Raw genomic sequence first — 23,730 nt, 5'->3', positions numbered from 1 at the left:
TGAAAAGGAGCGGAACTTGGCAGGCAACCTGACCAGGGACGAAGCGCGCGAACGCGCCAAGCTGTTGAAGGTCGAGTCGTACGAGGTCGCCCTCGATCTGACGGAAGGTGAGGAGCGCTTCGAAAGCGTCACCACGGTCCGCTTCTCCGGCCTGGTCCCCGGTTCGTCCACCTTCATCGACCTGCACGGCGCGCACGTCCGCCAGGTGACCCTGAACGGCGAGGACCTCGACGTGTCCGCCTACGACGCGGAGAAGGGCCGCTTCCCGCTCCCCTCGATCGCCGAGTCGAACGAGTTGCGCGTGGACGCCGACTGCTCCTACATGCGCACCGGCGAGGGCCTGCACCGCTTCGTCGACCCGGTCGACCAGGGCGTCTACCTGCACACGCAGTTCGAGACGGCCGACGCCCACCGGATGTACGCCTGCTTCGACCAGCCCGACCTCAAGGCCACCTTCCAGCTCACCGTGCTGGCCCCGGCCGACTGGGAGGTCGTCTCCAACGCCGCCGCGACGAACGTCGAGAGCCTGCCCGAGCAGGCCGGGCGGCACGGCACCGTGCAGGCGGCCAAGCGGTGGACGTTCGACACCACCCCGGTCATGTCCACCTACATCACCGCGCTGGTGGCCGGGCCGTACCACAAGGCGACCTCCGAGCACGACGGCATCCCGCTCGGCATCTACTGCCGCGCCTCGCTCGCCGAGCACCTCGACGCCGACAACATCTTCGAGGTCACCCGGCAGGGCTTCGACTTCTTCCACAAGGTGTTCGGGGTGCGCTACCCCTTCGGCAAGTACGACCAGCTCTTCGTGCCCGAGTTCAACGCCGGCGCGATGGAGAACGCGGGCTGCGTGACGTTCCTGGAGGACTACGTCTTCCGCTCCCGCGTCACCGACGCCCTGGTCGAGCGGCGCGCCGAGACGATCCTGCACGAGATGGCGCACATGTGGTTCGGCGACCTCGTCACCATGCGCTGGTGGGACGACCTGTGGCTCAACGAGTCGTTCGCCACCTACATGTCGGTGCTCTGCCAGGCCGAGGCCACGCGGTGGGGCAGGGGCGCCTGGACGACGTTCGCGAACGTGGAGAAGGCCTGGGCCTACCGTCAGGACCAGCTCCCCTCCACCCACCCGATCGCCGCCGACATCCCCGACATGCAGGCGGTCGAGGTCAACTTCGACGGCATCACGTACGCCAAGGGCGCCTCGGTGCTCAAGCAGCTCGTCGCGTACGTGGGGCTGGAGAACTTCCTCGCCGGCGTGCGCGACTACTTCGCCGACCACGCCTGGGGCAACACCGAGCTGAAGGACCTGCTCGACGCGCTGGAGCGCACCTCGGGCCGGGACCTGTCGGCCTGGTCGAAGGACTGGCTGGAGACCGCCTGGGTCAACACGCTGCGCCCGTCGTTCGACGTCGAGGACGGCCGTTTCACCCGCTTCGAGGTGCTGCAGGAGGCTCCCGCCGACTACCCGACGCTGCGCTCGCACCGCATCGCCGTCGGCCTGTACTCGCTGGTGGACGGCGCGCTGACCCGTACCAAGCGGGTCGAGCTGGACGTCGTCGGCGCCCGGACGCCCGTGGCCGAGCTGGTCGGCGCGGAGCGGCCCGACCTGGTGCTGATCAACGACGACGACCTCACCTACGCCAAGATCCGCCTCGACGACGACTCGCTGCGGACGCTGGTGAACGGCGGCATCGCCGCGTTCACCGACTCGCTGCCGCGCGCGCTGTGCTGGTCGGCGGCCTGGGACATGACCCGCGACGGCGAGATGCCGGCCCGCGACTACGTCCGGCTGGTCATCTCGGGCGCGAGCGTGGTCACCGACCTCACCGTGCTCCAGGCGATCCTGCGGCAGGCCCGCCAGGCCGTCCAGCAGTACGCCGACCCGGCCTGGCGGGCCGAGGGCCTGCGGCTGCTGGCCGACGAGCTGCGCTCGCTGCTCGCCGCCGCCGCGCCCGGCTCGGACCACCAGCTCGCCTACCTGCACGCGTTCGCGCCGGCGGCCACCTCGGGCGAGGACCTCGACCTGCTGGCCGGCATCCTCGACGGCACCTCCGTGCCCGACGGGCTGACCGTGGACGCCGACCTGCGCTGGAGCCTGGTGCACGCGCTGGTCGTCGGCGGCCGGATCGACGAGGCGGGCATCGCGGCCGAGCTGGAGCGCGACCCGACGGCGACCGGTGAGCGCTCGGCCGCCCAGTGCCGGGCCGCGCTGCCGACCGCCGAGGCCAAGGCGGCGGCGTGGGAGCGCGTCGTGGGCGGCGAGCTGGCCAACCACATCGCGCGCGCCACGATCGGCGGGTTCCAGGACCCGCACCACCCCGAGCTGCTCGTGCCGTACCGGGAGAAGTACTTCGCCGAGGTCGGGCGCATCTACAAGGAGTGGACGTTCGACCAGGCGTCGTCGTTCGCGGTGGGCTGCTTCCCCGCGCTGCTCATCGAGGAGGCGACCGTACGGGCCGCCGAGGACTACCTCGCGGCCGAGCAGCCGCCGCAGGCGCTGCGCCGGCTGATCCTGGAGGGCGCCGACGGCGTCCGCCGCGCCCTGCGCAACCAGGAGAAGGACGCGGCCGCGTCCTGATCCCGCGCGCCGGGCGGAGTGCCGCTCCGCCCGGCGCACCGTACCCGTGAGGTGAGTGTTCCCTACCGGCGAGGTCGGGGACGGGCGGGGCATCCGACACCCGCGCCGACTTGGTCCTGCCACCTCAGAGCCGGTGTTAGATTCGACTACGTGCTAGGCGCCGGGACCACGCTCAACGACCGCTACGTGCTGGCCGGTCGCCTCGGCGGCGGCGGCATGGGCGAGGTCTGGCGTGCCGAGGACAAGGTGCTCGGCCGCTCGGTCGCGGTGAAGGTGATGACGCCCGCGCTGACCGAGAACGCCACCTTCGCCCAGCGGTTCCAGAACGAAGCCAGGGCCATGGCCACGCTCACCCATCCCGGCGTGGTCGACGTCTACGACTACGGCACCTGCGAGATCTCCGGCCGCCAGGTCACCTTCCTCGTCATGGAGCACGTGCGGGGCGAGTCGCTCGACCGGGTGCTGCGCCGCGGCCCGCTCGACCCGGCCGCCGCCATGCGGCTGGTCGCCGAGGTCGGCGACGCGCTGGCCGCCGCGCACGCCCAGGGCATCGTGCACCGCGACGTCAAGCCGGCCAACCTCATGGTCCGCGAGGGCGGCGGGGTGGCGCTCACCGACTTCGGCATCGCGCACTCGGTCTCGGCCGGGCACCTGACGGCGACCGGGCAGATGTTGTGCTCGGCGGGCTACTGCGCGCCGGAGATGGCGACCTCCAGCGAGGTCACGCCGGCGGTCGACGTCTACGCGCTGGGCGTGGTGGCGTACGAGTGCCTGACCGGGCGGCCGCCGTTCCAGGGCGAAACGCCCGTGCAGATCATCTTCAAGCACCTCAACTCGCCGGTGCCGGAGCTGCCCGGCGAGGTGCCCGCAGGGCCGCGGGCCGTGGTGACGCGGGCGCTGCAGAAGACGCCCGAGCAGCGCTGGGAGTCGGCCGCCGCCATGGCCGCGGCCGCCCGGCAGGCCCTGGCCGCCCCCGACGTCGTGCCGCACGGGGCCGGCGACACGGGGCCCACGGCGGCGCCGGGCACCGGCGTCGCGGGTGCGGTCGCGGCCGGAGGGCTGGGAGCTTTCCCGGGCGGCGGCGTTCACGGGACCGATCCCGGCGCGACGGCCGGGACGGCAGGCGGCACGGCAGGCGGACCAGCAGGCGGCATCGCGGGCGGGGCCTCCGCCGGCACCCTGCCCGCCCGTCCCGAGCGGCGTGTGCGGCGGACGGCGCGGGTGGCGCTCACCGTCGCCGCCGCGGTGCTGGTGTCGGCCGGCGTCGCCGGAGCGGTGTGGCTGCGCCCGGACCGCTCGTCGAGCGAGGCCACGGTGACGCCGACCAGCGTGACCGACACCACGGCGACCACCGGCCCCAAGACCCCGGCCCCCTCCCGGCAGCAGAGCGTGCCTCCGGTCCGGCAGAGTCCGACCGCCGTGCCGACGAAGGGCGCCGACCCGCTGCCCACGCCGTCGGTGACGGTCACGCCGACCGCGTCGGCCACGCAGACGCCCACGGCTGCCCCGACCACGCCCGAGCCGAGCAAGGAGCCGACGAAGGAGCCCACCTCCGAGCCCACGCAGTCCTCCGGCCCTGAGGAGCCGGCGACGGAGCCGCCGAGCGACCCACCGGGCGACATCCAGTGCGTCCGCGAGCCGTGCCCGTAAGCGTGTGCCCATAGCAGGGTGCCCGGAATCGGCCGCCCGCGCGCTTTGCCGGTGTACGCGAACACTCGGCGATCGTGAGAAGGTCGTCCCGTGGAGACGACTCGTGACCTGCTCATCGCCCTGGCCCGCCGCTACGCCTTCGCCGACCTCGGCGCGCTCGCGCCGGCGGCGGAGATCGCGGAGGTGTGCGAGTTCGGGCAGCGGCTGCTCTCCCTCGACGCGGAGGACTTCGCGGCCGAGGCCAGGGTGGTGCCCGCCGAGCTGAGGCGCCGGGCCCGGGCCTGCCACATGCCGCAGACGCCGCGCGAGCAGCCTCGGGGGGCGCTGGAGTCGCTGCGGCCGGCGTACGGGCTGTTGCTGGAGGCCATCGCGGTGCGGTGGCACCGGCGGGAGCTGAGCCCGATGATCGCCGCCGTGCACATCGCCAGCGAATACCTGCCGCTGCTGGCGTTCGAGCCGCATCTCGGCCACGCCGGCGATCCGGCCCGCTGGCCGGCCGGGCTGAGCGCGCCGGGGAGCAGGTTCGGGGTGATCGGCGACCGGGAGTGCGACCACACCAAGTCCGAGCAGTCGGCCACCAACCGCACCCTGCGGGTGTCGGTGGAGCCTGCGGAGGGCTGGCGCGCCTACTTCGACCGGCAGCACAGCCAGGTCGCGGGCGCCCTGGCGGTGTGCGTGGCCACCTGCCGCAACCCCTGCACGTCGATGGACTGGATCGATCCCGAGCCCCGGGCCGACCTGCAACTGCGCGCCCGCACGGCGCTGGCCTTCGCCGAGACCCCGCTGGTGCGGCTGCGGCACGCCGCGCCCGTGGGGCACGGGTTCGGGGTGCCGTCGCCGGAGGAGGTGCTCGACGCCTGGGAGCGCAGCCGCCTGGCGCTGGACAAGAACCCCATCGGCGCCGCCGCCTCCAAGGACGACGGGTTCCCGCTGCCGGGGCTGCCCGCGCTGTTCGCCGCCATCGCCGACGCCGCCATCGAGCCCTCCACCCTCCTGCGCGGCGTCAGCGAGCACGTCGTGCGGCTGCTCGAACGGCACGAGGCCGCCTGACCCCCCGCGCGCGCCGCGTCAGCGGCGGGCGGTCGCCTGCTCGCCGAGGGCGTTGATGCCGTGCAGCAGGCCACCGATCAGGTCGCCGGCGCTGAAGGCCGTCGCCATCGACATCGCGGTCAGACGGCAAGCGGCGTCGCCGAGGCGGGCGCGGGCGCGCTCGCCGGTGACGATCTCGATGCCGCGCCCGTGCAGGTCCACCAGCACCACCACGGCGTCGGCGGACTCCGTGCCGAGCGCGGCGTGCAGGCGTTCGGCGAAGTGCCGCCGGCCGCCCGCGGCGGGCGCGCCGAGGAAGAGCCCGAAGCGCAGCCCGCTCCGCCGTTCGGCGGTGTGCAGGGCCTGGCGGAGGTCGTCGGCCTGGGCGCTGGTCAGTCCGCGCATCTCGGTGCTCCCATCGTCACCTCACCATCCGGCCGAGGCGCCGCCGACGTGCCGGCTCGGCTCCGCCGTCTCGGCCGCTGACACCCAGTCGTTCTCGGGGACCTCCGCCCAGTGCGCCACCCGGTCGGCGAGGACGAGCCCCGACGTGCTCACGCCGCGCTCGCTGCGGAACGGCCCGCCGAGCCAGACCGGCCCCGCCTCCGCGCGCCGCTGCGCGCCGCGTCCCGGCAGCATGACCAGCAGGCTGATCAGCACGAACAGCCCTGAGGACACCCCGAAGAGATAGAGCAGAATCTCTGCCGCGCTGTTCACACCACGAACGTAAACCTCGTGTGCGAGTCCGGCCAGACCCTGGCGGGGGCGGGAGTTATGATCATGGGTGAGGGGGCACTTCTCTAGAGAAGAACGTAGTTAATACCCCGAAAACGGGCGTGGAACACGATGAGCTGGGCCATAAAACTATGGACAGGGCAACACTAGGATTCGGCAAGATTTCCGGGCTACGGTGAGTCACGTGGACACCGACAACCAGCGAGAAGACGGTCACAACGCGTCACCGATCTGGGTGAGCGACCGGCCGGAGAGCGAGCGGACCGCCGCCTCGACGCCATCGGCGCCCACCTCCACGTACGCGCCCGTGCCACGCGCGTCCGTGCGCGAGCTGCTGGCACAACCGCGTTTCCGCCGGTGGCGCACGCGCCTGCTGGTGGGCGTCGCCGCGGCGATCGTGGTGGGCTTCCTGGCGCAGGACTGGCGGATCGGCGTGACCGCGGGCGTGGTCGCGGCCATCCTGGAGGCGGCCTACCGGGCACGCTCCAATTCGTCCGTGCCCGCCTGGCGGCGCGCCTCCGTGGCCGAGCGGCGCACCGAGGCACAACTGCGCAAGCTGGAACGCCTGGGCTACCGCACGTTGCACGCCCGCGCGATCCCCGACACCGAGCAGCAGATCGACCATCTCGTGGTCGGCCCGACCGGCGTCTACGCCGTCGACTCCGAGAAGTGGGACAAGCGCCTCCCGGTCCGTGTGCAGATGGCCAAGAAGCTCTTCCACGGGCCGTTCGACCAGAAGGAGCGGCTGACCCACGCCAAGTTCGAGGCGTCGAGGGCGAGCGAGCTGATCAGCGCGTCGTTCGGGCGCGAGGTGCCCGTCGTGCCCTCGCTCGCGATCTACGGGCCGCCCGTGCCGTGGAAGATCATGACGATCCGGGGCGTGGACGTCTACCAGGGCGACCGGGCCCGCAAGTGGATCACCAAGCGGGAGCGGGCGCTGACCGACGCCGAGATCGAGAAGATCTTCGAGATCGCCGGCAAGGTGCTGCCTCCCCGCTACGGCGAAGGCTGACGGACGACCGGCAGCGCCGCATGCCGCCTCCCCGGGCGGGCGTGCGGCGCTTTCGCGCGCTCTTCCCGCCGGATCGTCGCCTCGTCCGAAGCGTGGACGGTTTGTCTCAGTCACCGGGCGGTGGTCGTACCATGTGAAGACTCGACAGCGATGGGAGAAGCGCGATGCCCGCCCTCAGGTCACGTACGGTCACTCACGGCAGGAACATGGTCGGTGCCCGGGCCCTGCTCCGGGCGACCGGCGTAGCCGGGAGCGATTTCGGCAAACCGATCGTGGCCATCGCCAACAGCTTCACGCAGTTCGTCCCCGGTCACGTGCACCTGCGTGAGGTCGGCGACGTGGTCGCCGGCGCGGTGCGTGAGGCGGGCGCCATCCCCCGCGAGTTCAACACGATCGCGGTCGACGACGGCATCGCGATGGGCCACGGCGGCATGCTCTACTCGCTGCCGTCCCGCGAGCTGATCGCCGACGCGGTCGAGTACATGGTCAACGCCCACTGCGCGGACGCGCTCATCTGCGTCTCCAACTGCGACAAGATCACGCCGGGCATGCTGCTCGCCGCCTTCCGGCTCAACATCCCGACGGTCTTCGTCTCCGGCGGCCCGATGGAGGCCGGCAAGACCCCCGGCCGCAAGCTCGACCTCATCGACCCGATGATCGCCTCCGCCGACGAGTCGGTCAGCGACGAGGAGCTGCTGGCGATGGAGGAGAGCGCCTGCCCGACCTGCGGCTCGTGCTCCGGCATGTTCACCGCCAACTCCATGAACTGCCTGACCGAGGCGATGGGCCTGGCGCTGCCCGGCAACGGCACCACGCTGGCCACGCACAAGGCGCGCAAGCAGCTCTTCGAGGACGCCGGCCGCACGCTGGTCGAGATCACCCGCCGCTACTACGAGGAGGGCGACGAGTCGGTGCTGCCGCGCTCGATCGCCACCCGCGAGGCGTTCGAGAACGCCATGGCGCTCGACGTCGCCATGGGCGGCTCCACCAACACGATCCTGCACATCCTGGCCGCGGCCCGCGAGGCCGAGGTCGACTTCGGCCTCAAGGAGATCAACGAGATCTCGCTGCGGGTGCCGTGCCTGTGCAAGGTCGCCCCGGCGACCAGCAAATACCACGTCGAGGACGTCCACCGGGCCGGCGGCATCCCCGCCATCCTGGGCGAGCTCGACCGGGCCGGGCTGCTGCACCGCGACGTGCCCACGGTCAACGGCGGCACGCTGGCCGACCTGCTGGCCGGCTGGGACGTCAAGTCGCCCGCCGTCCGGCCGGAGGCCGTCGAGCTCTGGCACGCCGCTCCCGGCAACGTGCGCACGGTCAAGGCGTACTCGCAGGGCAACCGCTGGGACGACCTCGACCTCGACCGGGCCGAGGGCTGCGTCCGCGACCTGGAGCACGCCTACACCGCCGACGGCGGCCTCGCGGTGCTCTACGGCAACATCTCGCGCGACGGCGCGGTGGTGAAGACCGCCGGCGTGGACGAGTCGATCTGGCGCTTCAGCGGCCCCGCCGTGGTGTTCGAGTCGCAGGAGGAGGCCGTCGAAGGCATCCTCGGCGGGCGGGTCAAGGAGGGCGACGTCGTCGTCATCCGCTACGAGGGCCCCAAGGGCGGCCCCGGCATGCAGGAGATGCTCTACCCGACCTCGTTCCTCAAGGGCAAGGGCCTCGGCAAGGCGTGCGCGCTGGTCACCGACGGCCGCTTCTCCGGCGGCACCTCGGGCCTGTCCATCGGCCACGCCTCCCCCGAGGCGGCCGAGGGCGGCACGATCGCGCTGGTCGAGGACGGCGACCTCATCGAGATCGACATCCCCGGCCGGTCGATGGAGCTGCGCGTCCCCGAGGCGGAGCTGGCGGCGCGGCGTGAGCGGCTGCTGGCCGACCTGGGCGGCTACCGGCCGCGCGAGCGCAACCGGCCGGTGAGCGTGGCGTTGCAGGCCTACGCCGCGATGACGACCTCCGCCTCGACGGGGGCCTCACGGGACCTGTCACAGCTGTCGAAGTAGTCCGGCGTCCGGAGCGGCGGGTTTCCCACCCGCCGCTTCCGCGTGTCCGGGCACCTGTCCTTCCGGACAGGTTTTCGAAAAATGTCGGTCGCGGTCCGTATTCTTTGGGTATGACGACAGTCGTGAAGCACGATACTCGCCCGCTGACGACCGCCGAGATCGCCGCCCTCGCACTCTCCCTCGCCCACCTCGGCGCGGGACCCCAGGCCGTCACCGCACGGCGCGGCCTGCAGCACGCGCTCCAGCACCTGGAGCTCGACGACGACGTCATCGCCGCCACGCTCACCACCCTGACCGAGCCGCTGCCCCTGGAGATCGCCTCCCGGGCCAGGCTGATGGCCGACGCCATCACCAGCCGGCTCATGATCCGCCTGCACTACCGCGACGCCGGGGGCAACGTCACCGTCCGCGACGTCGAGCCGGTGACCTGCCTGGTGCACCGCGAATACTGGTATCTCGTCGGCGTGTGCCGGATGCGCCGCGGGATCAGGGCCTTCCGGTTCGACCGCATCCTCGCGGTCGAGCCCACGCTCACGCCGGCGCGGCCGCACCTGGCCGACCGGTTCCTGCCGTTCCAGCGCCGCAAGCGGGTCAGGGCCGGAGCGGCCTAGCGCCAGGACGCCGGGGCGGCCGGCTCGCCGCCGCCCCGGTATCAGGGGTCAAGGGGGAACAGCAACCCCGGCCTTTCGGGTCAGGAGGAGCAGCAGCCCCCGCCGCAGCAGCCGCCGCCGCCACCGCTGGGGCGGGGTGCGGCGGCGCCGCCGGTCATGGCGACCGTGGAGAGCAGCTTCACCGTGTCGTCGTGGCCTTCGGGGCAGGACGCCGGCGCGTCGGAGGCCGACATGGGGCGGGACACCTCGAACGTGGAGCCGCACGCGCGGCAGCGGAAGTCGTAACGCGGCATGGCCTAAGCGTAGGTGATGTGCGCGTAGTCGGACACGGGCTCGTACCCGATGGCCTGGTAGATGGCGTTGCTGGTGGGGTTGGCCAGGTCGGTGAAGAGCACGACCTCCTCGCCCCGCTCCGCGAGCCCGACCTGGCTGACGTGGGCGGTGACCGCGGAGCCGTAGCCGCGCCGGCGGCGCGAGGGCGGCGTGTAGACCGGCCCGATCCGGCAGACCCCGCCCGCCGGCTGCGACAGCGCCGCGAGGGCGACCGGCGCGCCGCCGTCCTCCCACACGAACAGCTCGCGCCGGGTGAGCCGCTGGGCCACCCGCTCGGCCGGGTCGCCCTCGCCGAGCCCGGCCTCCTCGCCGAAGGCGTGGTACCAGCTCACCAGCAGCGGGAAGTCGGCGGGCGCGGCGAGCCTGCCCCGCCCCGGCACGTCGGGGACGCTCAGCGTGCCGAGCCGGTAGAGCCGCTCGGCGACGGTCCGCGCGGGCGGCCCCATCAGGCGGACGACCTCGTCGGTCAGCTCGACCCGGCCGACCAGCGCGGGGATGGCCCTGCCGAGCGCCTCGACCAGGGGCGCGACCGCCTCGACCGGCATCACGGCGAGCCCGATCGGGTAGGGAGGCGTGCGGAAGGCCGCCCCGCGCACCTGCCCGCCCACCGTCCACCAGCCGAATCGCGGGTCCTTCGCCGGCGTGCCGGCGCGCAGGTCGGCCAGCACGGTCAGCGGGACGGTGTTGCCCACCGGGTCGCCGAGCAGGAAGGGCTCGGCGACCGCGGCGTACTCCTCGGGGTCCGAGGTGAAGGTCCACATGCCTGGCATGGTGCCAGGCACCGGCCTGCCCGGACAAAGCAGGCGGTCAGGCCGCCGCCTCCAGGTAGGGCGCCCACTGGGGGTCGCCGACGAGGGAGGCGCCGATCAGCCGCCAGTGTGCCCCGCGCGGCACCGCCGGGAGGACGCGGAGCGTCCACCCCAGCTCTTCCAGGTATTTGTCGGCCTTGCTGTGGTTGCAGGTGGTGCAGGACGCCACGCAGTTCTCCCACGTGTGCGTGCCGCCCCGCGAGCGCGGGATGACGTGGTCGATGGTCTCGGCCCGCTGCCCGCAGTAGGCGCAGCGGTAGTTGTCACGGCGCATGAGCGCCGCCCTGGTCAGGGGGATGCGTGACCGGTAAGGAATGCGGACATATCTGCGGAGCCTGATCACCGAGGGCACGTCGAGCGTGCAGCTGGCGGAGCGCAGCACGGCGCCCCTGCCGTCGCGGTGCACGACGTCGGCCTTCCCCCGGAGCACCAGCACGACGGCGCGGTGCAGGGAGAGCGTGGTGAGCGGCTCGTAAGTGGCGTTCAGCAGCAGGACCTGGCGCGTCATCGGGCCTCTCCCCGCTGCTTGCGTATGAGAGGGGACATGCCGTGGCATGTCCCGGCTATCGGCCCCTCCTGGGGCACTCGTGCTTCCGTCACGTGGACCTCCGCCGGACGGCCCAGCGGATGGTCACCACGGCACCGTCCTGTCAGCAAGTCTGGCGTTAGCAGCGCTGTCCCCGCCACCCCATAACCACTCACCGGACTGACCAAAGGGACGCACGGTACGTTTTATGCCCGCTTCACCTGCGTTTTACGCCTGCTCCGTGGCAGTAGGGTTCCCTGCATGACCCGAGAGCCGTACCCGACCGCGCGCCGCGAAGACATCATCGACGAACTGCACGGAACGCCCGTACCGGACCCCTATCGATGGCTGGAGGATCCCGACAGTCCAGAGACGAAGGGGTGGCTGCTCGCGCAGAGCGAGCTGTTCAGCCGGAGCAGGGGGCCGCAACGGTTCAAGAGCCGCATCGCCGAGCTGCTGCGGTCCGGTTCTGTCGGCGTGCCCGCCTGGCGCGGCGAGCGCTACTTCTTCAGCCGCCGCACGCCCGACCAGGAGCACGCGGTCTACTACGTCGTCGAGGCCGACGGCACCGAGCGGGCGCTGATCGACCCGATGGCCATCGACCCGTCCGGGCTGACCACGCTCGACGCCGTCCAGCCCGACAAGGAGGGGCGGCTGCTGGCCTACCAGCTCTCGGTGGGCGGCAACGAGGAGTCCGTCCTCTACATCATGGACGTGGCGACGGGCGTCCGCGTCGAGGGGCCGATCGACCGCTGCCGCTACTCCCCCGTGGCCTGGCTGCCCGGCGGCGAGGCGTTCTACTACGTGCGCCGGCTGCCGAGCACCGAGGTGCCGGAGAACGAGAGCCAGTTCCACCGCCGCGTCTACCTGCACCGCGTCGGCACCTCCACGGAGGACGACGTCATGATCTTCGGCCAGGGGCTGAAGATGACCAACTACTACGGCGTCGGGGTCTCCCGCGACGGCCGCTGGCTGCAGGTCTCGGCACACGAGGGCACCGCGCCGCGCAACGACCTCTGGGTGGCCGACCTGACGGCGTCCCCGGCCGACCGGCCCGACCTCAGGGTCGTCCAGGAGGGCGTGGACGCGCAGGCCGGGCTGGTCTTCGGCCGCGACGGCCGGCTGTACGTGCACACCGACCGCGACGCCTCCCGCGGCCGGGTGTGCGTCACCGACCCGGCCGAGCCCGGCTACGACACCTGGCGCGAGCTGATCCCCGAGGACCCGGAGGCGGTGCTCAACGACTTCGCCATCCTCGACGACCTGGAGCGCCCGGTGCTGCTGGTGGGCTGGACCCGCCACGCGATCAGCGAGCTCACCCTGCACGACCTGGAGACCGGCGAGCGCCTCGGCGAGGTGCCCACGCCCGGCCTGGGCTCGATCGGCGGCATCGCCGAGCGCCCCGAGGGCGGCCACGAGGCCTGGTTCGGCTACACCGACAACACCACCCCGCCCACCATCCAGCGCTACGACGCCCGCACCGGCGAGACCACGCTGTGGGCGGCCTCGCCGGGCGCCGTGGAGGTGCCGGACGTCCGCACCGAGCAGGTCGTCTACCGCTCCGCGGACGGCACCGACGTGCGGATGCTGGTCATCTCGCCGCCCGGCGAGGCGAGCGGCCCCCGCCCGACGATCCTCTACGGCTACGGCGGCTTCGGCATCTCCATGACCCCCGGCTACTCCGCCTCGATCCTCGCGTGGGTGGAGGCCGGCGGCGTCTACGCCATCGCCAACCTGCGCGGCGGCGGCGAGGAGGGCGAGCAGTGGCACCGCGACGGCATGCTGGGCAACAAGCAGAACGTCTTCGACGACTTCCACGCCGCGGCCGAGCACCTGATCGCCACCGGGGTGACCACGGCCGGGCAGCTCGGCATCTCCGGCGGCTCCAACGGCGGCCTGCTCGTGGGCGCGGCGCTCACCCAGCGGCCCGACCTGTACGCCGCCGTGGTGTGCTCGGCCCCGCTGCTCGACATGGTCAGGTACGAGCTGTTCGGCCTGGGCGCGACCTGGAACGTCGAGTACGGCTCCGCCGACGACCCCGAGCAGTTCGGCTGGCTCTGGGGCTACTCGCCCTACCACCACGTCAAGGAGGGCGTGGAATACCCGGCGACGCTGTTCACCGTCTTCCAGTCCGACACCCGGGTGCACCCGCTGCACGCCTGGAAGATGTGCGCGGCGCTGCAGCACGCGACGACCTCCGGCCGGCCGGTGCTGCTGCGCAACGAGACCGAGGTGGGCCACGGCGCCCGCTCGGTCAGCCGCTCGGTCGACCTGTCGGCCGACACGCTGACCTTCCTCGCCGCCCACACCGGGCTCTAGAGTCGGAGAGGTGAGCGCGCTGGGGCTGGCCATGGTCGAGGCCGTCCCCAGCGCTGCCCTGCGCCCCTACGTCACCCGCCTGACCGCCTACCGCGAGCGCCACGGAGCGCCGGTGACGCGGGCGGAGCCGGCGATGCCCGGGGCCGTGCTCATCCTCGCCTTCGGCACGCCGATGGAGGTGGACGGGCAGCGGCTCACGGCGTTCGCGGGCGGGCTGGGCGACCGGTTCACCGTCACCCGCACGGCGGGGCCGACGGAGGGCGTGCAGGTGTTCCTCACGCCGTTCGGCGCCCGGCGGCTGCACGGGCTGCCGATGCGTCACCTGACCAACCGCGTCCTGCCGGCCGGCGAGCTGCTGGGGTCGTGGGCGGAGACGGTCGTGGAGCGGCTGGCCGCCACGCCGTCCTGGCGGGAGCGGCTGGCGCTGGCCGACCGGCTGCTGCTGGCCCGCCTCCGGCAGGGGCCCGAGGTGGGGCCGGAGGTGCCGTGGGCGTGGGCGCGGCTGCTGGAGTCGGGCGGGCGGGTCCGCGCGCCCGAGCTCGCCGCCGCGCTCGGCTGGAGCCATCGGCATCTGGTGGCGCGGTTCCAGGACCAGGTGGGGCTGCCGCCGAAGAGGGCGGCCCGGGTGATCAGGTTCGGCAGGGCGGCGCGGCTGCTGCGCTCGGGCGCGGCGCCCGCGCTGGTGGCCGCCGAGTGCGGCTTCTCCGACCAGGCGCACCTGAACAGGGAGTTCCGGGCGCTCGGCGGCGTCACGCCCGGTCAGATTTCTCCAAGACCCCGGGGCGGCCGCGCGGCATCCTGAGCGCATGCGAACCGTGTACGCGCTCGCCCGCTACCAGGACTGCGGGGCGGCGCTCGACTTCCTGACGGAGGCGTTCGGATTCCGGGCGCACGAGGTGTCCAAGAACGACGAGGGCGTGGTCTACCACGTCGAAGTGCTGGCAGGCGACGACATCATCATGCTCGGCCAGGGCCGGCCCGGCGGGCCGGGGATCTACGTCGCGGTGGACGACGTGGACGCCCACCACGACCGCGCGGTGGCGGCGGGGGCCCGGGTCACCATGGCGCTGGTGGACCAGCCGTACGGGTCCAGGGAGTACGGCTGCGCCGACCCCGAGGGCAACACCTGGTGGTTCGGGACCTACCGGCCCTGACCCCCACGCGGGCTCAGCGCGGGAAGACCACCGTCTTGTGGCCGTCGAGCAGCACCCGCTGCTCGGCGTGCCACTTGACGGCCCGCGCCAGCGTCACGCACTCGACGTCGCGCCCGATGGCCGCGAGGTCCTCGGGCGAGTGGCTGTGGTTGACCCTGGCCACCTCCTGCTCGATGATCGGCCCCTCGTCGAGGTCGGAGGTCACGTAGTGGGCGGTGGCGCCGATCAGCTTGACGCCGCGGTCGTGCGCCTGGTGGTAGGGCTTGGCGCCCTTGAACGACGGCAGGAACGAGTGGTGGATGTTGATCGCCCGCCCGGCAAGCTTCTCGCAGAGGTCCTGGGAGAGCACCTGCATGTAGCGGGCCAGCACCACGAGGTCGACCTGGTAGTGCTCGACCAGCGCCAGCACCTCGGCCTCCTGCCGGGGCTTGGTGTCCGGGGTGACCGGCAGGTGGTGGTAGTCGATGCCGTGCGACTGCGTGAGCGGGCGCAGGTCGGGGTGGTTGGAGACGACGGCGACCACGTCGATGTCGAGCGTCCGCGCCTTGACCCGGTAGAGCAGGTCGTTGAGGCAGTGGTCGAACTTGCTGACCATGATGAGCACGCGCGGCTTGCGCGCGACGTCCCGGACCGTGAACTCCATGGCGAAGTCGGGGGCGAGCGCGGCGAAGGCCGCCCTGATGTCGTCCTCGGCCGGCCCCCCGGCGAACTGCACGCGCATGAAGAAGCGCTCCGCCTTCCGGTCGCCGAACTGCTGGCTCTCGATGATGTTGCACCCGTGGCGGGCGAGCAGGCCGGAGACGGCGGCCACGACGCCGGGGCGGTCGGGGCAGGAGAGCGTCAGGATGTATTCGGCTGGGCTGGTCATGCGGTCACTCTCGCGCTTAGTGTCGTGGGGACGTGGATCGGGCGTCACGTCGAGCGTACCGGCGTGAGGACGGTCGCCGGGGACACGCTGGGCGATCAAATATGGGGTAGTTATCCGGCATTGCGGACGATTTGGGTAACTCGGCCGGGTCCCGCCTCATCGTCCTGAGCCGACGGGGGTGGAGCGCGTGCCTTTGGACGCCGTCGTCCTGGTCGTGGTCGCCGCCCTGTTCGCGATCGTGTCCGGGATCAACGACGGCGGCGCGCTGCTCGCCACCGGGCTCAAGCTGCCCACGGTGCGGCCGGCGGTCGGCATCCTCGGGCTGATCCTCATGGTGGCGGTCGTGCCGCTGCTGTCCTACCAGGTGGCGTTGACGTTCGTGGACCGGCTGGCGCACTTCGACGCGCCCGGCGGGCGGATCGCGACGTCGGCGGCCGTGCTCGCGGCGCTCGGCGTGGTCGTCGCGCTCAGCGTCAAGGGCCGCCCGACCAGCCTCACCCTCGCCGTCGTGGGCGGGCTCACCGGGGCGGGCCTCGGGTGGGGGCTGCCGGTGTCGGGGGCGACGGTGGCGCAGGTGCTCGCGTTCGGCGTCGCCGCCCCGATCGTCGGCGGGCTGCTGGCATGGGTGCTGATCCGGCTGCTGGCGCTGGTGACGGGCTCGCGGGGGCTCGGGCGGTGGCACCGGCTGGGCTTCCTGCTGCAGACCGTCGCGTACGCCGCCAACGACGCCCAGAAGATGCTCGCGCTCTTCATGATCGCCATCGGCTTCCGTGACGCGCCGGCCCCGTACACGGCGCTGGTGGCCGTGCTCTTCGGGATCGGCGTCCTCTACGGGTTGCCGAGGGCGGGCCGCACGCTGAGCCGGGAGATCATCGTCTCCAGGCCCCCGCACGGCGTCGCCGCCGAGCTGGCGTCGGGGCTGGCGGTCATCGGCTGCGCGGCGGCCGGGATGCCGGTGAGCATGACCCAGGCCATCGCGGGCGGCCTGATCGGCGCGGGCGTCGCGCAGGGCAGCGGCCGGGTGCGCTGGTACGCGGCGTTGAAGATCGCGACGGCCTGGCTGCTGACCCTGCCGGCCAGCGCGCTGGCGGGCTGGGTCCTGGCCCTGGCGGTGAAAGGACTGAGAGCGTTGTGAAGCGGCTGCGGTGGATCAGGGATCTCATCTCCGGGCGCATGGACGCCGGGGTGACCGAAGCGCTGCTCGGCCAGCTTGAAGCCACCAAGGAGGGGGCCTGGCTGGCCATGGCCATGATCGGCGGCGAGGTCGGGCGCACCGGGGCGCACGAGCGGATGCGCTCCATCGAGCACCTGGGCGACGAGGAGCGGGCCCGCCTCGTGGACGAGCTCCAGTCCGCCCTCGTCACTCCGATCGACAGGGAGGACCTGTTCCGGCTGTCGCGCTCGATCGACGACGTGCTGGACTCGCTGCGGGACTTCGTGCGCGAGTCCCATCTGTACCGGGTGCCGGAGCAGATCCGCTTCACGCCCATGCTCGACCAGGTGATCGTCGGCATCGACGCCCTGGAGCAGGCCGTACGCGACCTGGCCGCGAGCCCGTCGGCGGTCGAGGTGGACGCGCTGGAGGCGAAGAAGGCGGGCGGGGCGATCCGGCGCATGTACCAGTACGAGATCTCGCGCATCTTCTCGGGCGACGAGCTGACCCCGGAGAAGATGAAGGAGCGGGAGCTGGTGCGGCGGCTGGAGATCGTCGGGGTGGCGATCGGCGAGGCGGCGGACGCCATCGCGGACGGCGCCATGAAGCGCTGACCGGCTCCCCCGCCGGCCCTGGATGAGAACATGGAGGTCATGGCGGGGCGAATGGGGCGGGCGGCCGCGGTGTGCGCCGTCCTCGGGGTGCTGTGGTGGGCCACCGTCCGCGTCGCCTGGCTCGGCGTGGGCTGCGCGGACTGGGGGTGCCTCGCGCCGTCGGTCGGGCTGCTCGTGGTGATCAGCCTGGTGCTGCTGGCCGGGGCCGTACGGGTGCTGGAGCGGGTGGACGTACGGCCCGCGCGGCGGGTGGCGCTGGTGGCCGCCGGGGCGCTGGTGGTGTTCCGGCTGGCCGGGGAGGCGCTGCCGTCGTGGACGTCGCAGTGGGCGGACTTGGCGGCGGCGGGGGCGGCGTTCGCGGGGGCGGGGATCGTGGCGGCGTTCGTGACCGAGTCGCGGGTCCACCTGGGGTGGCGGGTGGCGGCGGCGCTGACGCTGGTCGCGCTGCCGCCACTCGCCCTGGCCCTGACCCTGGCCAGGTCACCCCTCTGACGGCCCGCGCCCAAAGCCCGCTGACGTCCCCGTCCGCAGCCCGCCGATGGCTCCTCCACGGCCCTTTGAAGGTCCTACCTCAGAAACCGCCTCTTGGGGCGGCCTTCAGGGGACCAGCAGGGTCTTGCCGACGACCGTCCTGGCCTCGATGGCCGCGTGGGCGGAGGCGGCGGACTCCAGGGGGACGACCGCGCCGATCACCGGCCGGAGGCGCCCGGCCGCGGCCTCGGCCAGCGCCGCCCGTGACAGCTCGCGCAGGTCCGTGTCCGGCCAGGCGACGGCCTTGACGCGCGGGTCGGGGGTGGTCATGGGGCCGCCCGCCATGCCGTACACGCTGATCCGCCCGCCGTCCTTCAGCAGCCCCTGCGCCGCCGCGCCGATGTCGCCGCCGACGCCGTCGAAGACGAGGTCGAGCCCGCCCGTCGCGGCGCGCACCTCGCCGGCCCAGCCCGGCCGCGTGTAGTCGACGGTCAGCTCGGCCCCCAGGCTCGCGGCCAGCTCGCGCTTGGCGGCGGAGCCGGCCGCCGCGACCACGCGCGCCCCGGCGGCGCTCGCGAGCTGCACGAGCAGGCTGCCCACTCCGCCGCCCGCCGCCTCCACCAGCACCCACTCCCCCGGCGCAGGGGCGGCGGCGCGTGCCAGGCCGAGCGCGGTGCGCCCGTCGGCCAGCAGCGCGACGGCGTGCTCGGGCGACAGCCCCTCAGGAACGGGGATGACGTCCGCGGCGCCGGCCACCGCCAGCTCCGCGTAGCCGCCCTGGCCGCCGAGCGTGGTGACGACGAGCGTGCCGGTCAGCGCCGGGTCCACGTCCTCCCCCACCGCCAGCACGGTGCCCGCCACCCCGTTGCCGAGGACGGCGGGCAGCTCGGCCCGCCGCGGGCCCCGGTCGGCGCGCACCTGCGTCTCCACGAACGTCACGCCCGCCACCGCGACCCGCACCAGCACCTGCCCCGGCCCGGCGACCGGGTCCGGCACCTCCTCGGCGACCAGTTCCTCCGGTCCGCCGTACCGCCTCAGGACCACCGCGCGCATGTCCCAGCCCTTCCAGTATCGGAGCGATTCGCTCCGGAATCTATATCGGAGCGTACCGCTCCGCGACTATCGTGGTCACCATGTCCGGACGCGGCAGGCAGGCCGAGGCGGCGCGCAACGATCTGCGGCTGCTGCGGGCGGCGCACGAGGTGTTCACGACGCAGGGGTTCGACGCGCCGGTCTCGGCCATCGCCCGACAGGCGGGCGTGGGCATGGGCAGCCTCTACCGCCGCTACCGCACCAAGGAGGAGCTGCTCCAGCGGCTGTGCCTCATCGCCATGGAGCGCGTCGCCGAGGCCGCCGAGACGGCCCTCGCCGACGACGACCCGTGGTCCGGCCTGGAGGGATACGTACGGCAATGCGTGGACCTGCGCTCCGGCGCGCTCGCCCCCGTCGCGGGCACCATCGAGGTCACCCCCGAGATGTGGCGCGCCTCGCGCCGGGCCACCGAGCTGGCCGGGCGGCTCGTCGGGCGGGCGCACGCGGCCGGCGTGCTCAGGCGGGACGTGACCGCCCTCGACCTCTCACTGCTCATCGAGCAGTTCAGCCGCCCCGCGCCCGGCCCGCCCGACCCCGCGCAGGAGCACGTCAAGCGGCGGCTGCTCGCCATAGCGCTCGACGGCCTGCGCGCCCCCGGCCGCACCCCGCTGCCCGGCGATCCGCCGGGCGCGGAGTGGTACGAAGGCCGCTGGGGAGAGCGCCCGTAGGGTCTACGGTGGGGTGCGTGGCGTTCAACGACCTGCTCGACGACCTTGACCATAGCGCCGCGGCCCAGGCCGCCGGGATCCGGCGCGGCTACGGAGGGCCGCCGCCCCGCACGGTGTCCGCGTGCGCCGGCTTCACCCGGCTGCGCTGCGCGTCGCTGCTGAAACCCCTCTACGCGTGGGTGGCCGCGGACCGCATCCCCGACCGGGAGCGCTGGCGCCGGCACGCCGAGCCCGCGGTCGTGGTCTCCTCCAACGCCGACACGCTCAACCTGTGGCTCGGCGTCGGGCCCGGCGTCATCCTCGACGACCTCCGCGAGCGCACGGGCGTGTCCTGGACCCCGCCCAACGGCGACCCCTCGCGCTTCGGCTCGGTCGAGGTCGCCGCCGAGGAGGTCGCGACCGCGTACGCGGTGCTCGCCCAGTCCGCGGCGGCCGGCGACCCGGTGGCCGCCGACGTGCTGGAGTGGATGCGGCAGGTGGAGGGCGAGCAGACGTTCGGGGTCCGGGAGGCGCTCGGCTCGGCCGAGGCGGCCGTCAAGTGCGGCTGGTACGGCGCCCCCGACGAGACCTGCCTGCGCACCCACGCGGTCGCCCTGCTGCCGCGCGGCGGCACCCGGGTGAGCGTCGTCGTCGGCATGACCGCGCTGCCCTTCCCCGACGCCGCCGCCCGCGAGGACTACCGGCAGCGGGTGGGCAAGGGCCTGCCGGTGGAGCAGGTGCACGACCAGCTGTCCGGCGCGCTGCTGCGCGGGCTGATGGCGACGACGCTGACCGAGCTGGGCGGCGCGAAGCCCCGGCGGCCTACTGGTCCGTGAGCCGGCGGACGACCTCCGCCAGGCCCGGCGGCTCCAGCCCCGCCGCGGGCAGCTCCTCGGCCCACACGTATCCGAGGTACGCCTCCCGCTCCTCCTCCGTCAGCCCGTCCGGCCTGACGACCGGCCGGGCCCCGGGGAACCTGGCGAGGTAGAACGACTCGTCCTTGACGTAGCGGACGCCCAGCCAGGCGTAGTCGCGGGCCACCACGACGTGCCGGTCGAGCACCGCCGAGCCGGGCAGCCCGGTCTCCTCGGTGAGCTCGCGGCGGGCGGCGTCGAACGCCGTCTCTCCCGGGTCGATGCCGCCCCCGGGCGGCTCCCACAGGTCGGCCCGGGCGACGCGGTCGTACCAGTGCAACAGCAACACCCGGTCGTCGCGGTCGAGGCAGACGACGCGGGCGGCGGGACGGGCGCTCACGTGCTCCATCCCCCGAGGCTAGCTATCCGAGAGCCGGCACGTGGTTACGGAGCCGCAGGTCGTCCGGGTAGGGCGAGAAGTAGGTCTGGTCGCGGACGTATTCGGCCGCCTCGCCCCGCGCGTGGTGGCGCAGCAGCGTCGTCGGGACGCTCAGCGGCACCACGCCGGCCCGGTAGGACTCGATCACCTCGGCCAGGTCGGCGCGCCGGGTCGGGTCGAGGGCGAGCATGCCCATGGCGTGCTGCAGCACGTTGACGTTCCTGCCCAGCGTGGCCTTGCTCGCCAGCGCCTCGCGGAAGAGCGCGGCGTAGGCGGCGGCCACCTCCTCGTGCGGCCGGACGCCCGCCTCGGCGACCACCCGCCCGGCCTGCCGGTAGCGGAGCGGGTCGTGGGCGAGGAGCTGCATCTTGTGCCGGGCGTGGAAGGCGACCAGGTCGCGGGGCCGCCAGTCGCCGGCGAGCAGCGCCCGCAGCCGGGCGTGCGCGAACACGCGCTCCACGAAGCTCTCGCGCAGCAGCGCGTCGTGCAGGCGGCCTTCGTCCTCGACCGGCAGCAGCGGATGGGCCGCGATGACCGTCTCGGCGAACAGGCCCCTGTTGCGCCGGTCGGCTGGCGTCCCGTCGGCGCGGTAGACGGGCACGCCGTGGATGCCGCAGGTGGGGCTCTTGGCCTTGAAGACGTACCCGTCGACGTCGAGCGCGGCGGCCCGCTCGGCGGCGAGCGCGCGCATCCGGTCGGTCAGGTCGACGTGGGTGGCGCGGGTCCTCAGCCGGGGGCCGTCGTCGGCGGCCTCCAGCCGCAGGGTCTCGCGGGGCGTGCCGAGGCCCGCCTCCATCTCGGGGCAGATGCGGATCCAGTCGACGTACGGGTCGAGCGCGTCGGTGAGGAAGCGGTCGCGGCTGTGGCCGCCGTTGTATCTGACCAGCTCGCCCAGCAGGCAGCTCGACACCGCCACCAGCGGTCTCGCGTCCGGCCTGCCCGTGATCATCCTTCCATCCAATCCCGCCAGGGGAGCGCGGGCAACCAAGGCCGGGGAGATCAGTCGCAAGGCCGCCCGACTCAGGAGAAGGCGCCCGCGCGCCGCTCGTCGGCCTCGGCTTCCTCCGTGCGGCCCAGGGCGCGCAGCGCGACGGCGCGGTTGCCGTACAGGTCGGGCTGGGGCTGGAGGTCGATGGCCCGGCTCAGGTCCTCGATCGCGCCTTCGACGTCGCCGGTCGCGTACCGCAGCACCCCCCGGTTCCCCCACGCCGCGGCCAGGTCGGGCGCGGCCGACACGGCCTCGTCCAGCGCCGCCGCGGCCGCGTCGAACCGGCCCGCCGACGTCTCCAGCTGCCCCAGCACGGTCAGCAGGTGCGGGTTGCCGGGCGCGCGGGCGAGCCCGGCGGCCACCTCGGCCGCGGCCTCCTCGTCGCGCCCCAGGGCGGCCAGCAGCCCGGCCCGGTTGATGGAGGCGTCCAGGTGAGCCGGGTCGAGCTCGATGACCCGGGCCAGGTCGGCGAGCGCGCCCTCGGTGTCGCCGCGCGTCACGCGCAGCTCGGCCCGGTTGTAGTACGCCTCCGGCAGCGGCGGACCCGCCCGCATGGCCTGCTCGTAGTCGGCCAGCGCCTCCTCGTGCCGGCCGAGCCTGAGCAGCAGGTTGCCGCGCTCCAGGTAGTGGTCGGGGAAGGCGGGGTCGAGGGCGATGGCGGCCCCGTAGTCGTCCAAGGCCTCCTTGTCGCGGCCGAGCGCGGCGAGCAGCTGGGCCCGGTTGGCCAGCAGCACCATGCGGTGCAGCGGATGCCGCTCCCCCAGCTCGCGGGCCAGCTCGACGGCCGACTCCACCAGCGCCAGCGCGGCCTCGGGCCGCTGCCCGCGCAGCTCGACCAGGGCCAGGCCGTTGCGGTCGAAGCCGAGCTTGAAGGCCCGTTCGGCGGGGTCGGGCAGGAGGGAGGAGACGGCGATGGCCAGGTTGATCCAGCGCCGGGCGCGGCCGAGGTCGCGCCGGGCCGGGTCGGGGTGGCGGGCGTCCAGCATGGCGGTGCCGTACGCCGCCGCCGCGTGCATCTTCGGGTCCTGGCTGACCTCGCGCACCCGGTCCCAGAGCGCCCGTGCCTCGGCGGTGCGGCCGAGCCCGCCGAGCGCGGTCGCGGTGCGCTGCGCGAAGCCCCACCACGAGGTCCCGCCGGGCTCGGTCCTGGCGAGGCCGCGCTCCCCCAGCTCGGCGACGGCGTGCAGGAAGCCCTCGCGCATGGAGCGGTCCACGACGGCCCAGAGCGCGGCGGCGTCCCGCGTGTCGGGCGGCGGCTCGGGGCCGCCGGTGCAGAGCAGGAGGGTGAGCGTGCCGGGCGGTACGCGGCGGGCCAGCACGTCGAGCAGTTCGAGATCGGTGGGGTCGGCCTCGGCGAGGTTGCACACGGCCAGCGCCCGTCCCGGCGGCACGGCGTCGCGGACGAACTCGGCGAGGCCGTTGGCCAGCCGCAGCGTGCGGCGCGGCGCGGGGACGAGGATGCGCTCGTCGTCGCTCAGCCCGGCGTCGATCGTCACCCGCCGGGCCGGGACCAGCTCGGCCAGCTCGGGCGCCGCCGCCCGGATCTCGATGTCGTGGGCCGCCACCAGCTCCGCCGAGCGTTCGAGGGTCTCGGGCACCAGCCTGCGCAGCAGCGCCGCCGCGACGGTGTAGGGGCCGCGTGGCCGCCGGTGCGCGTCGATCATCGGCATCAGCAGCCGCGCGGCCTGCCAGCTCTCGGGCGGTGCGCCCTCGACCTTGAGGTGGGACCCGGTCACCCCTTGTGGATGACGCTGGAGGTCCCGGCGAGCCTCTTGGGGCCAGGCTTGCGGACGACGATGCGTTTCATGACGTGCCTCTCCACTCGCGCGGGGGTGGTGCCCT

General features: G+C 73.5%; 24 protein-coding genes. 14 read left to right on the top strand and 10 right to left on the bottom strand.

The features are described from left to right. The first annotated feature begins 16 nt into the window (after positions 1–16). From pepN to AC27IY_RS08600, 3 genes are all read left to right on the top strand, one after another. A complete protein-coding gene (gene pepN, locus AC27IY_RS08610) occupies positions 17–2,581 on the top strand; it encodes an aminopeptidase N (protein ID WP_423474750.1) in 2,565 nt (854 codons plus the stop codon). Between the two features lie 150 nt (positions 2,582–2,731). Next, positions 2,732–4,231, top strand: coding sequence for a serine/threonine-protein kinase (locus tag AC27IY_RS08605; protein WP_487177616.1), 1,500 nt, complete (start codon positions 2,732–2,734; stop codon positions 4,229–4,231). Positions 4,232–4,321: 90 nt separating this feature from the next. Next, positions 4,322–5,281: a hypothetical protein gene (locus AC27IY_RS08600; RefSeq protein ID WP_423445637.1), complete on the top strand. Its 960-nt coding sequence runs from the start codon at positions 4,322–4,324 to the stop codon at positions 5,279–5,281. An 18-nt stretch (positions 5,282–5,299) separates the two neighbouring features. Here the strand turns inward: AC27IY_RS08600 and AC27IY_RS08595 are convergent, their stop codons facing one another. Both AC27IY_RS08595 and AC27IY_RS08590 read right to left on the bottom strand, forming a co-directional pair. Beyond that, a complete protein-coding gene (locus tag AC27IY_RS08595) occupies positions 5,300–5,665 on the bottom strand; it encodes a DUF5130 family protein (protein WP_344207116.1) in 366 nt (121 codons plus the stop codon). A 21-nt stretch (positions 5,666–5,686) separates the two neighbouring features. After that, the gene (locus tag AC27IY_RS08590) at positions 5,687–5,977 is read right to left on the bottom strand and encodes a hypothetical protein (RefSeq protein WP_344207115.1); all 291 of its coding nucleotides are present in this window, start codon (positions 5,975–5,977) and stop codon (positions 5,687–5,689) included. Positions 5,978–6,179: 202 nt separating this feature from the next. On the opposite strand from AC27IY_RS08590, the gene AC27IY_RS08585 reads away from it, so the two are divergent. From AC27IY_RS08585 to AC27IY_RS08575, 3 genes are all read left to right on the top strand, one after another. Further along, on the top strand, positions 6,180–7,007 hold the full coding sequence (locus tag AC27IY_RS08585; RefSeq protein ID WP_344207114.1) for a nuclease-related domain-containing protein: 828 nt from the start codon (positions 6,180–6,182) through the stop codon (positions 7,005–7,007). Between the two features lie 164 nt (positions 7,008–7,171). Next, positions 7,172–9,010: a dihydroxy-acid dehydratase gene (gene ilvD, locus AC27IY_RS08580; RefSeq protein ID WP_487177615.1), complete on the top strand. Its 1,839-nt coding sequence runs from the start codon at positions 7,172–7,174 to the stop codon at positions 9,008–9,010. Positions 9,011–9,120: 110 nt separating this feature from the next. Beyond that, on the top strand, positions 9,121–9,621 hold the full coding sequence (locus tag AC27IY_RS08575) for a WYL domain-containing protein (protein ID WP_177241217.1): 501 nt from the start codon (positions 9,121–9,123) through the stop codon (positions 9,619–9,621). An 80-nt stretch (positions 9,622–9,701) separates the two neighbouring features. On the opposite strand, the gene AC27IY_RS08570 is transcribed toward AC27IY_RS08575, so the two are convergent. Genes AC27IY_RS08570 through AC27IY_RS08560 form a run of 3 tightly spaced genes read right to left on the bottom strand, consistent with a single transcriptional unit; the run spans position 9,702 to position 11,271 of the window. Further along, positions 9,702–9,914: an FmdB family zinc ribbon protein gene (locus tag AC27IY_RS08570; RefSeq protein ID WP_344207110.1), complete on the bottom strand. Its 213-nt coding sequence runs from the start codon at positions 9,912–9,914 to the stop codon at positions 9,702–9,704. Positions 9,915–9,917: 3 nt separating this feature from the next. Then, a complete protein-coding gene (locus AC27IY_RS08565; RefSeq protein WP_364460489.1) occupies positions 9,918–10,715 on the bottom strand; it encodes a GNAT family N-acetyltransferase in 798 nt (265 codons plus the stop codon). Positions 10,716–10,761: 46 nt separating this feature from the next. Next, positions 10,762–11,271, bottom strand: coding sequence for an HNH endonuclease (locus tag AC27IY_RS08560; protein WP_329591958.1), 510 nt, complete (start codon positions 11,269–11,271; stop codon positions 10,762–10,764). Between the two features lie 279 nt (positions 11,272–11,550). On the opposite strand from AC27IY_RS08560, the gene AC27IY_RS08555 reads away from it, so the two are divergent. The 3 genes from AC27IY_RS08555 to AC27IY_RS08545 are packed head-to-tail and all read left to right on the top strand — an operon-like array spanning position 11,551 to position 14,762. Beyond that, positions 11,551–13,608: a prolyl oligopeptidase family serine peptidase gene (locus AC27IY_RS08555; RefSeq protein ID WP_449958127.1), complete on the top strand. Its 2,058-nt coding sequence runs from the start codon at positions 11,551–11,553 to the stop codon at positions 13,606–13,608. Between the two features lie 10 nt (positions 13,609–13,618). Further along, positions 13,619–14,410 carry a helix-turn-helix domain-containing protein gene (locus AC27IY_RS08550; protein WP_344207107.1) on the top strand — a complete coding sequence of 264 codons (792 nt, stop codon included), beginning with the start codon at positions 13,619–13,621 and terminating at the stop codon, positions 14,408–14,410. A gap of 4 nt (positions 14,411–14,414) precedes the next feature. Beyond that, positions 14,415–14,762, top strand: a complete 348-nt coding sequence (locus AC27IY_RS08545) for a VOC family protein (RefSeq protein ID WP_344207106.1) — start codon at positions 14,415–14,417, stop codon at positions 14,760–14,762. 13 nt (positions 14,763–14,775) lie between these two features. Here the strand turns inward: AC27IY_RS08545 and purU are convergent, their stop codons facing one another. After that, positions 14,776–15,630 (bottom strand): formyltetrahydrofolate deformylase, encoded by an 855-nt coding sequence (gene purU / locus AC27IY_RS08540; RefSeq protein ID WP_487177614.1) that lies wholly within the window; start codon positions 15,628–15,630, stop codon positions 14,776–14,778. Between the two features lie 187 nt (positions 15,631–15,817). On the opposite strand from purU, the gene AC27IY_RS08535 reads away from it, so the two are divergent. From AC27IY_RS08535 to AC27IY_RS08525, 3 genes are read left to right on the top strand one after another with little or no spacing between them, the layout of a single operon-like run. Then, a complete protein-coding gene (locus tag AC27IY_RS08535) occupies positions 15,818–16,765 on the top strand; it encodes an inorganic phosphate transporter (protein ID WP_364460473.1) in 948 nt (315 codons plus the stop codon). After that, entirely contained in the window at positions 16,762–17,397 is a 636-nt protein-coding gene (locus tag AC27IY_RS08530) for a DUF47 domain-containing protein (protein WP_344207103.1), read from the top strand. The genes AC27IY_RS08535 and AC27IY_RS08530 overlap by 4 nt, the downstream gene beginning before the upstream one ends. 39 nt (positions 17,398–17,436) lie before the next feature. Then, entirely contained in the window at positions 17,437–17,889 is a 453-nt protein-coding gene (locus tag AC27IY_RS08525) for a hypothetical protein (RefSeq protein ID WP_487177613.1), read from the top strand. A gap of 105 nt (positions 17,890–17,994) precedes the next feature. On the opposite strand, the gene AC27IY_RS08520 is transcribed toward AC27IY_RS08525, so the two are convergent. Then, complete coding sequence (locus AC27IY_RS08520; protein WP_423445648.1) at positions 17,995–18,921, bottom strand: zinc-binding dehydrogenase; 927 nt, start codon at positions 18,919–18,921, stop codon at positions 17,995–17,997. Positions 18,922–19,001: 80 nt separating this feature from the next. Here AC27IY_RS08520 and AC27IY_RS08515 point away from each other — a divergent pair, with 80 nt between their 5' ends. Together AC27IY_RS08515 and AC27IY_RS08510 are read left to right on the top strand one after the other, a co-directional pair. After that, the gene (locus AC27IY_RS08515; RefSeq protein ID WP_487177612.1) at positions 19,002–19,628 is read left to right on the top strand and encodes a TetR/AcrR family transcriptional regulator; all 627 of its coding nucleotides are present in this window, start codon (positions 19,002–19,004) and stop codon (positions 19,626–19,628) included. Positions 19,629–19,645: 17 nt separating this feature from the next. Next, on the top strand, positions 19,646–20,443 hold the full coding sequence (locus AC27IY_RS08510) for a hypothetical protein (protein ID WP_423474756.1): 798 nt from the start codon (positions 19,646–19,648) through the stop codon (positions 20,441–20,443). Here AC27IY_RS08510 and AC27IY_RS08505 read toward each other — a convergent pair. From AC27IY_RS08505 to AC27IY_RS08495, 3 genes are all read right to left on the bottom strand, one after another. Further along, positions 20,430–20,870, bottom strand: coding sequence for an NUDIX domain-containing protein (locus AC27IY_RS08505; protein WP_449958106.1), 441 nt, complete (start codon positions 20,868–20,870; stop codon positions 20,430–20,432). The two genes, AC27IY_RS08510 and AC27IY_RS08505, sit on opposite strands and share 14 nt — an antisense overlap. 13 nt (positions 20,871–20,883) lie before the next feature. Next, positions 20,884–21,849 carry a YbgA family protein gene (locus AC27IY_RS08500; RefSeq protein WP_423474759.1) on the bottom strand — a complete coding sequence of 322 codons (966 nt, stop codon included), beginning with the start codon at positions 21,847–21,849 and terminating at the stop codon, positions 20,884–20,886. Between the two features lie 71 nt (positions 21,850–21,920). After that, positions 21,921–23,624 (bottom strand): tetratricopeptide repeat protein, encoded by a 1,704-nt coding sequence (locus tag AC27IY_RS08495; protein ID WP_487177611.1) that lies wholly within the window; start codon positions 23,622–23,624, stop codon positions 21,921–21,923. Positions 23,625–23,730 lie beyond the last annotated feature (106 nt).

The organism is Nonomuraea sp. B208, from assembly GCF_057536035.1.
The sequence above is the reverse complement of the archived record's forward strand: the minus strand, read 5'-3'. Positions and strand labels throughout refer to the sequence as shown.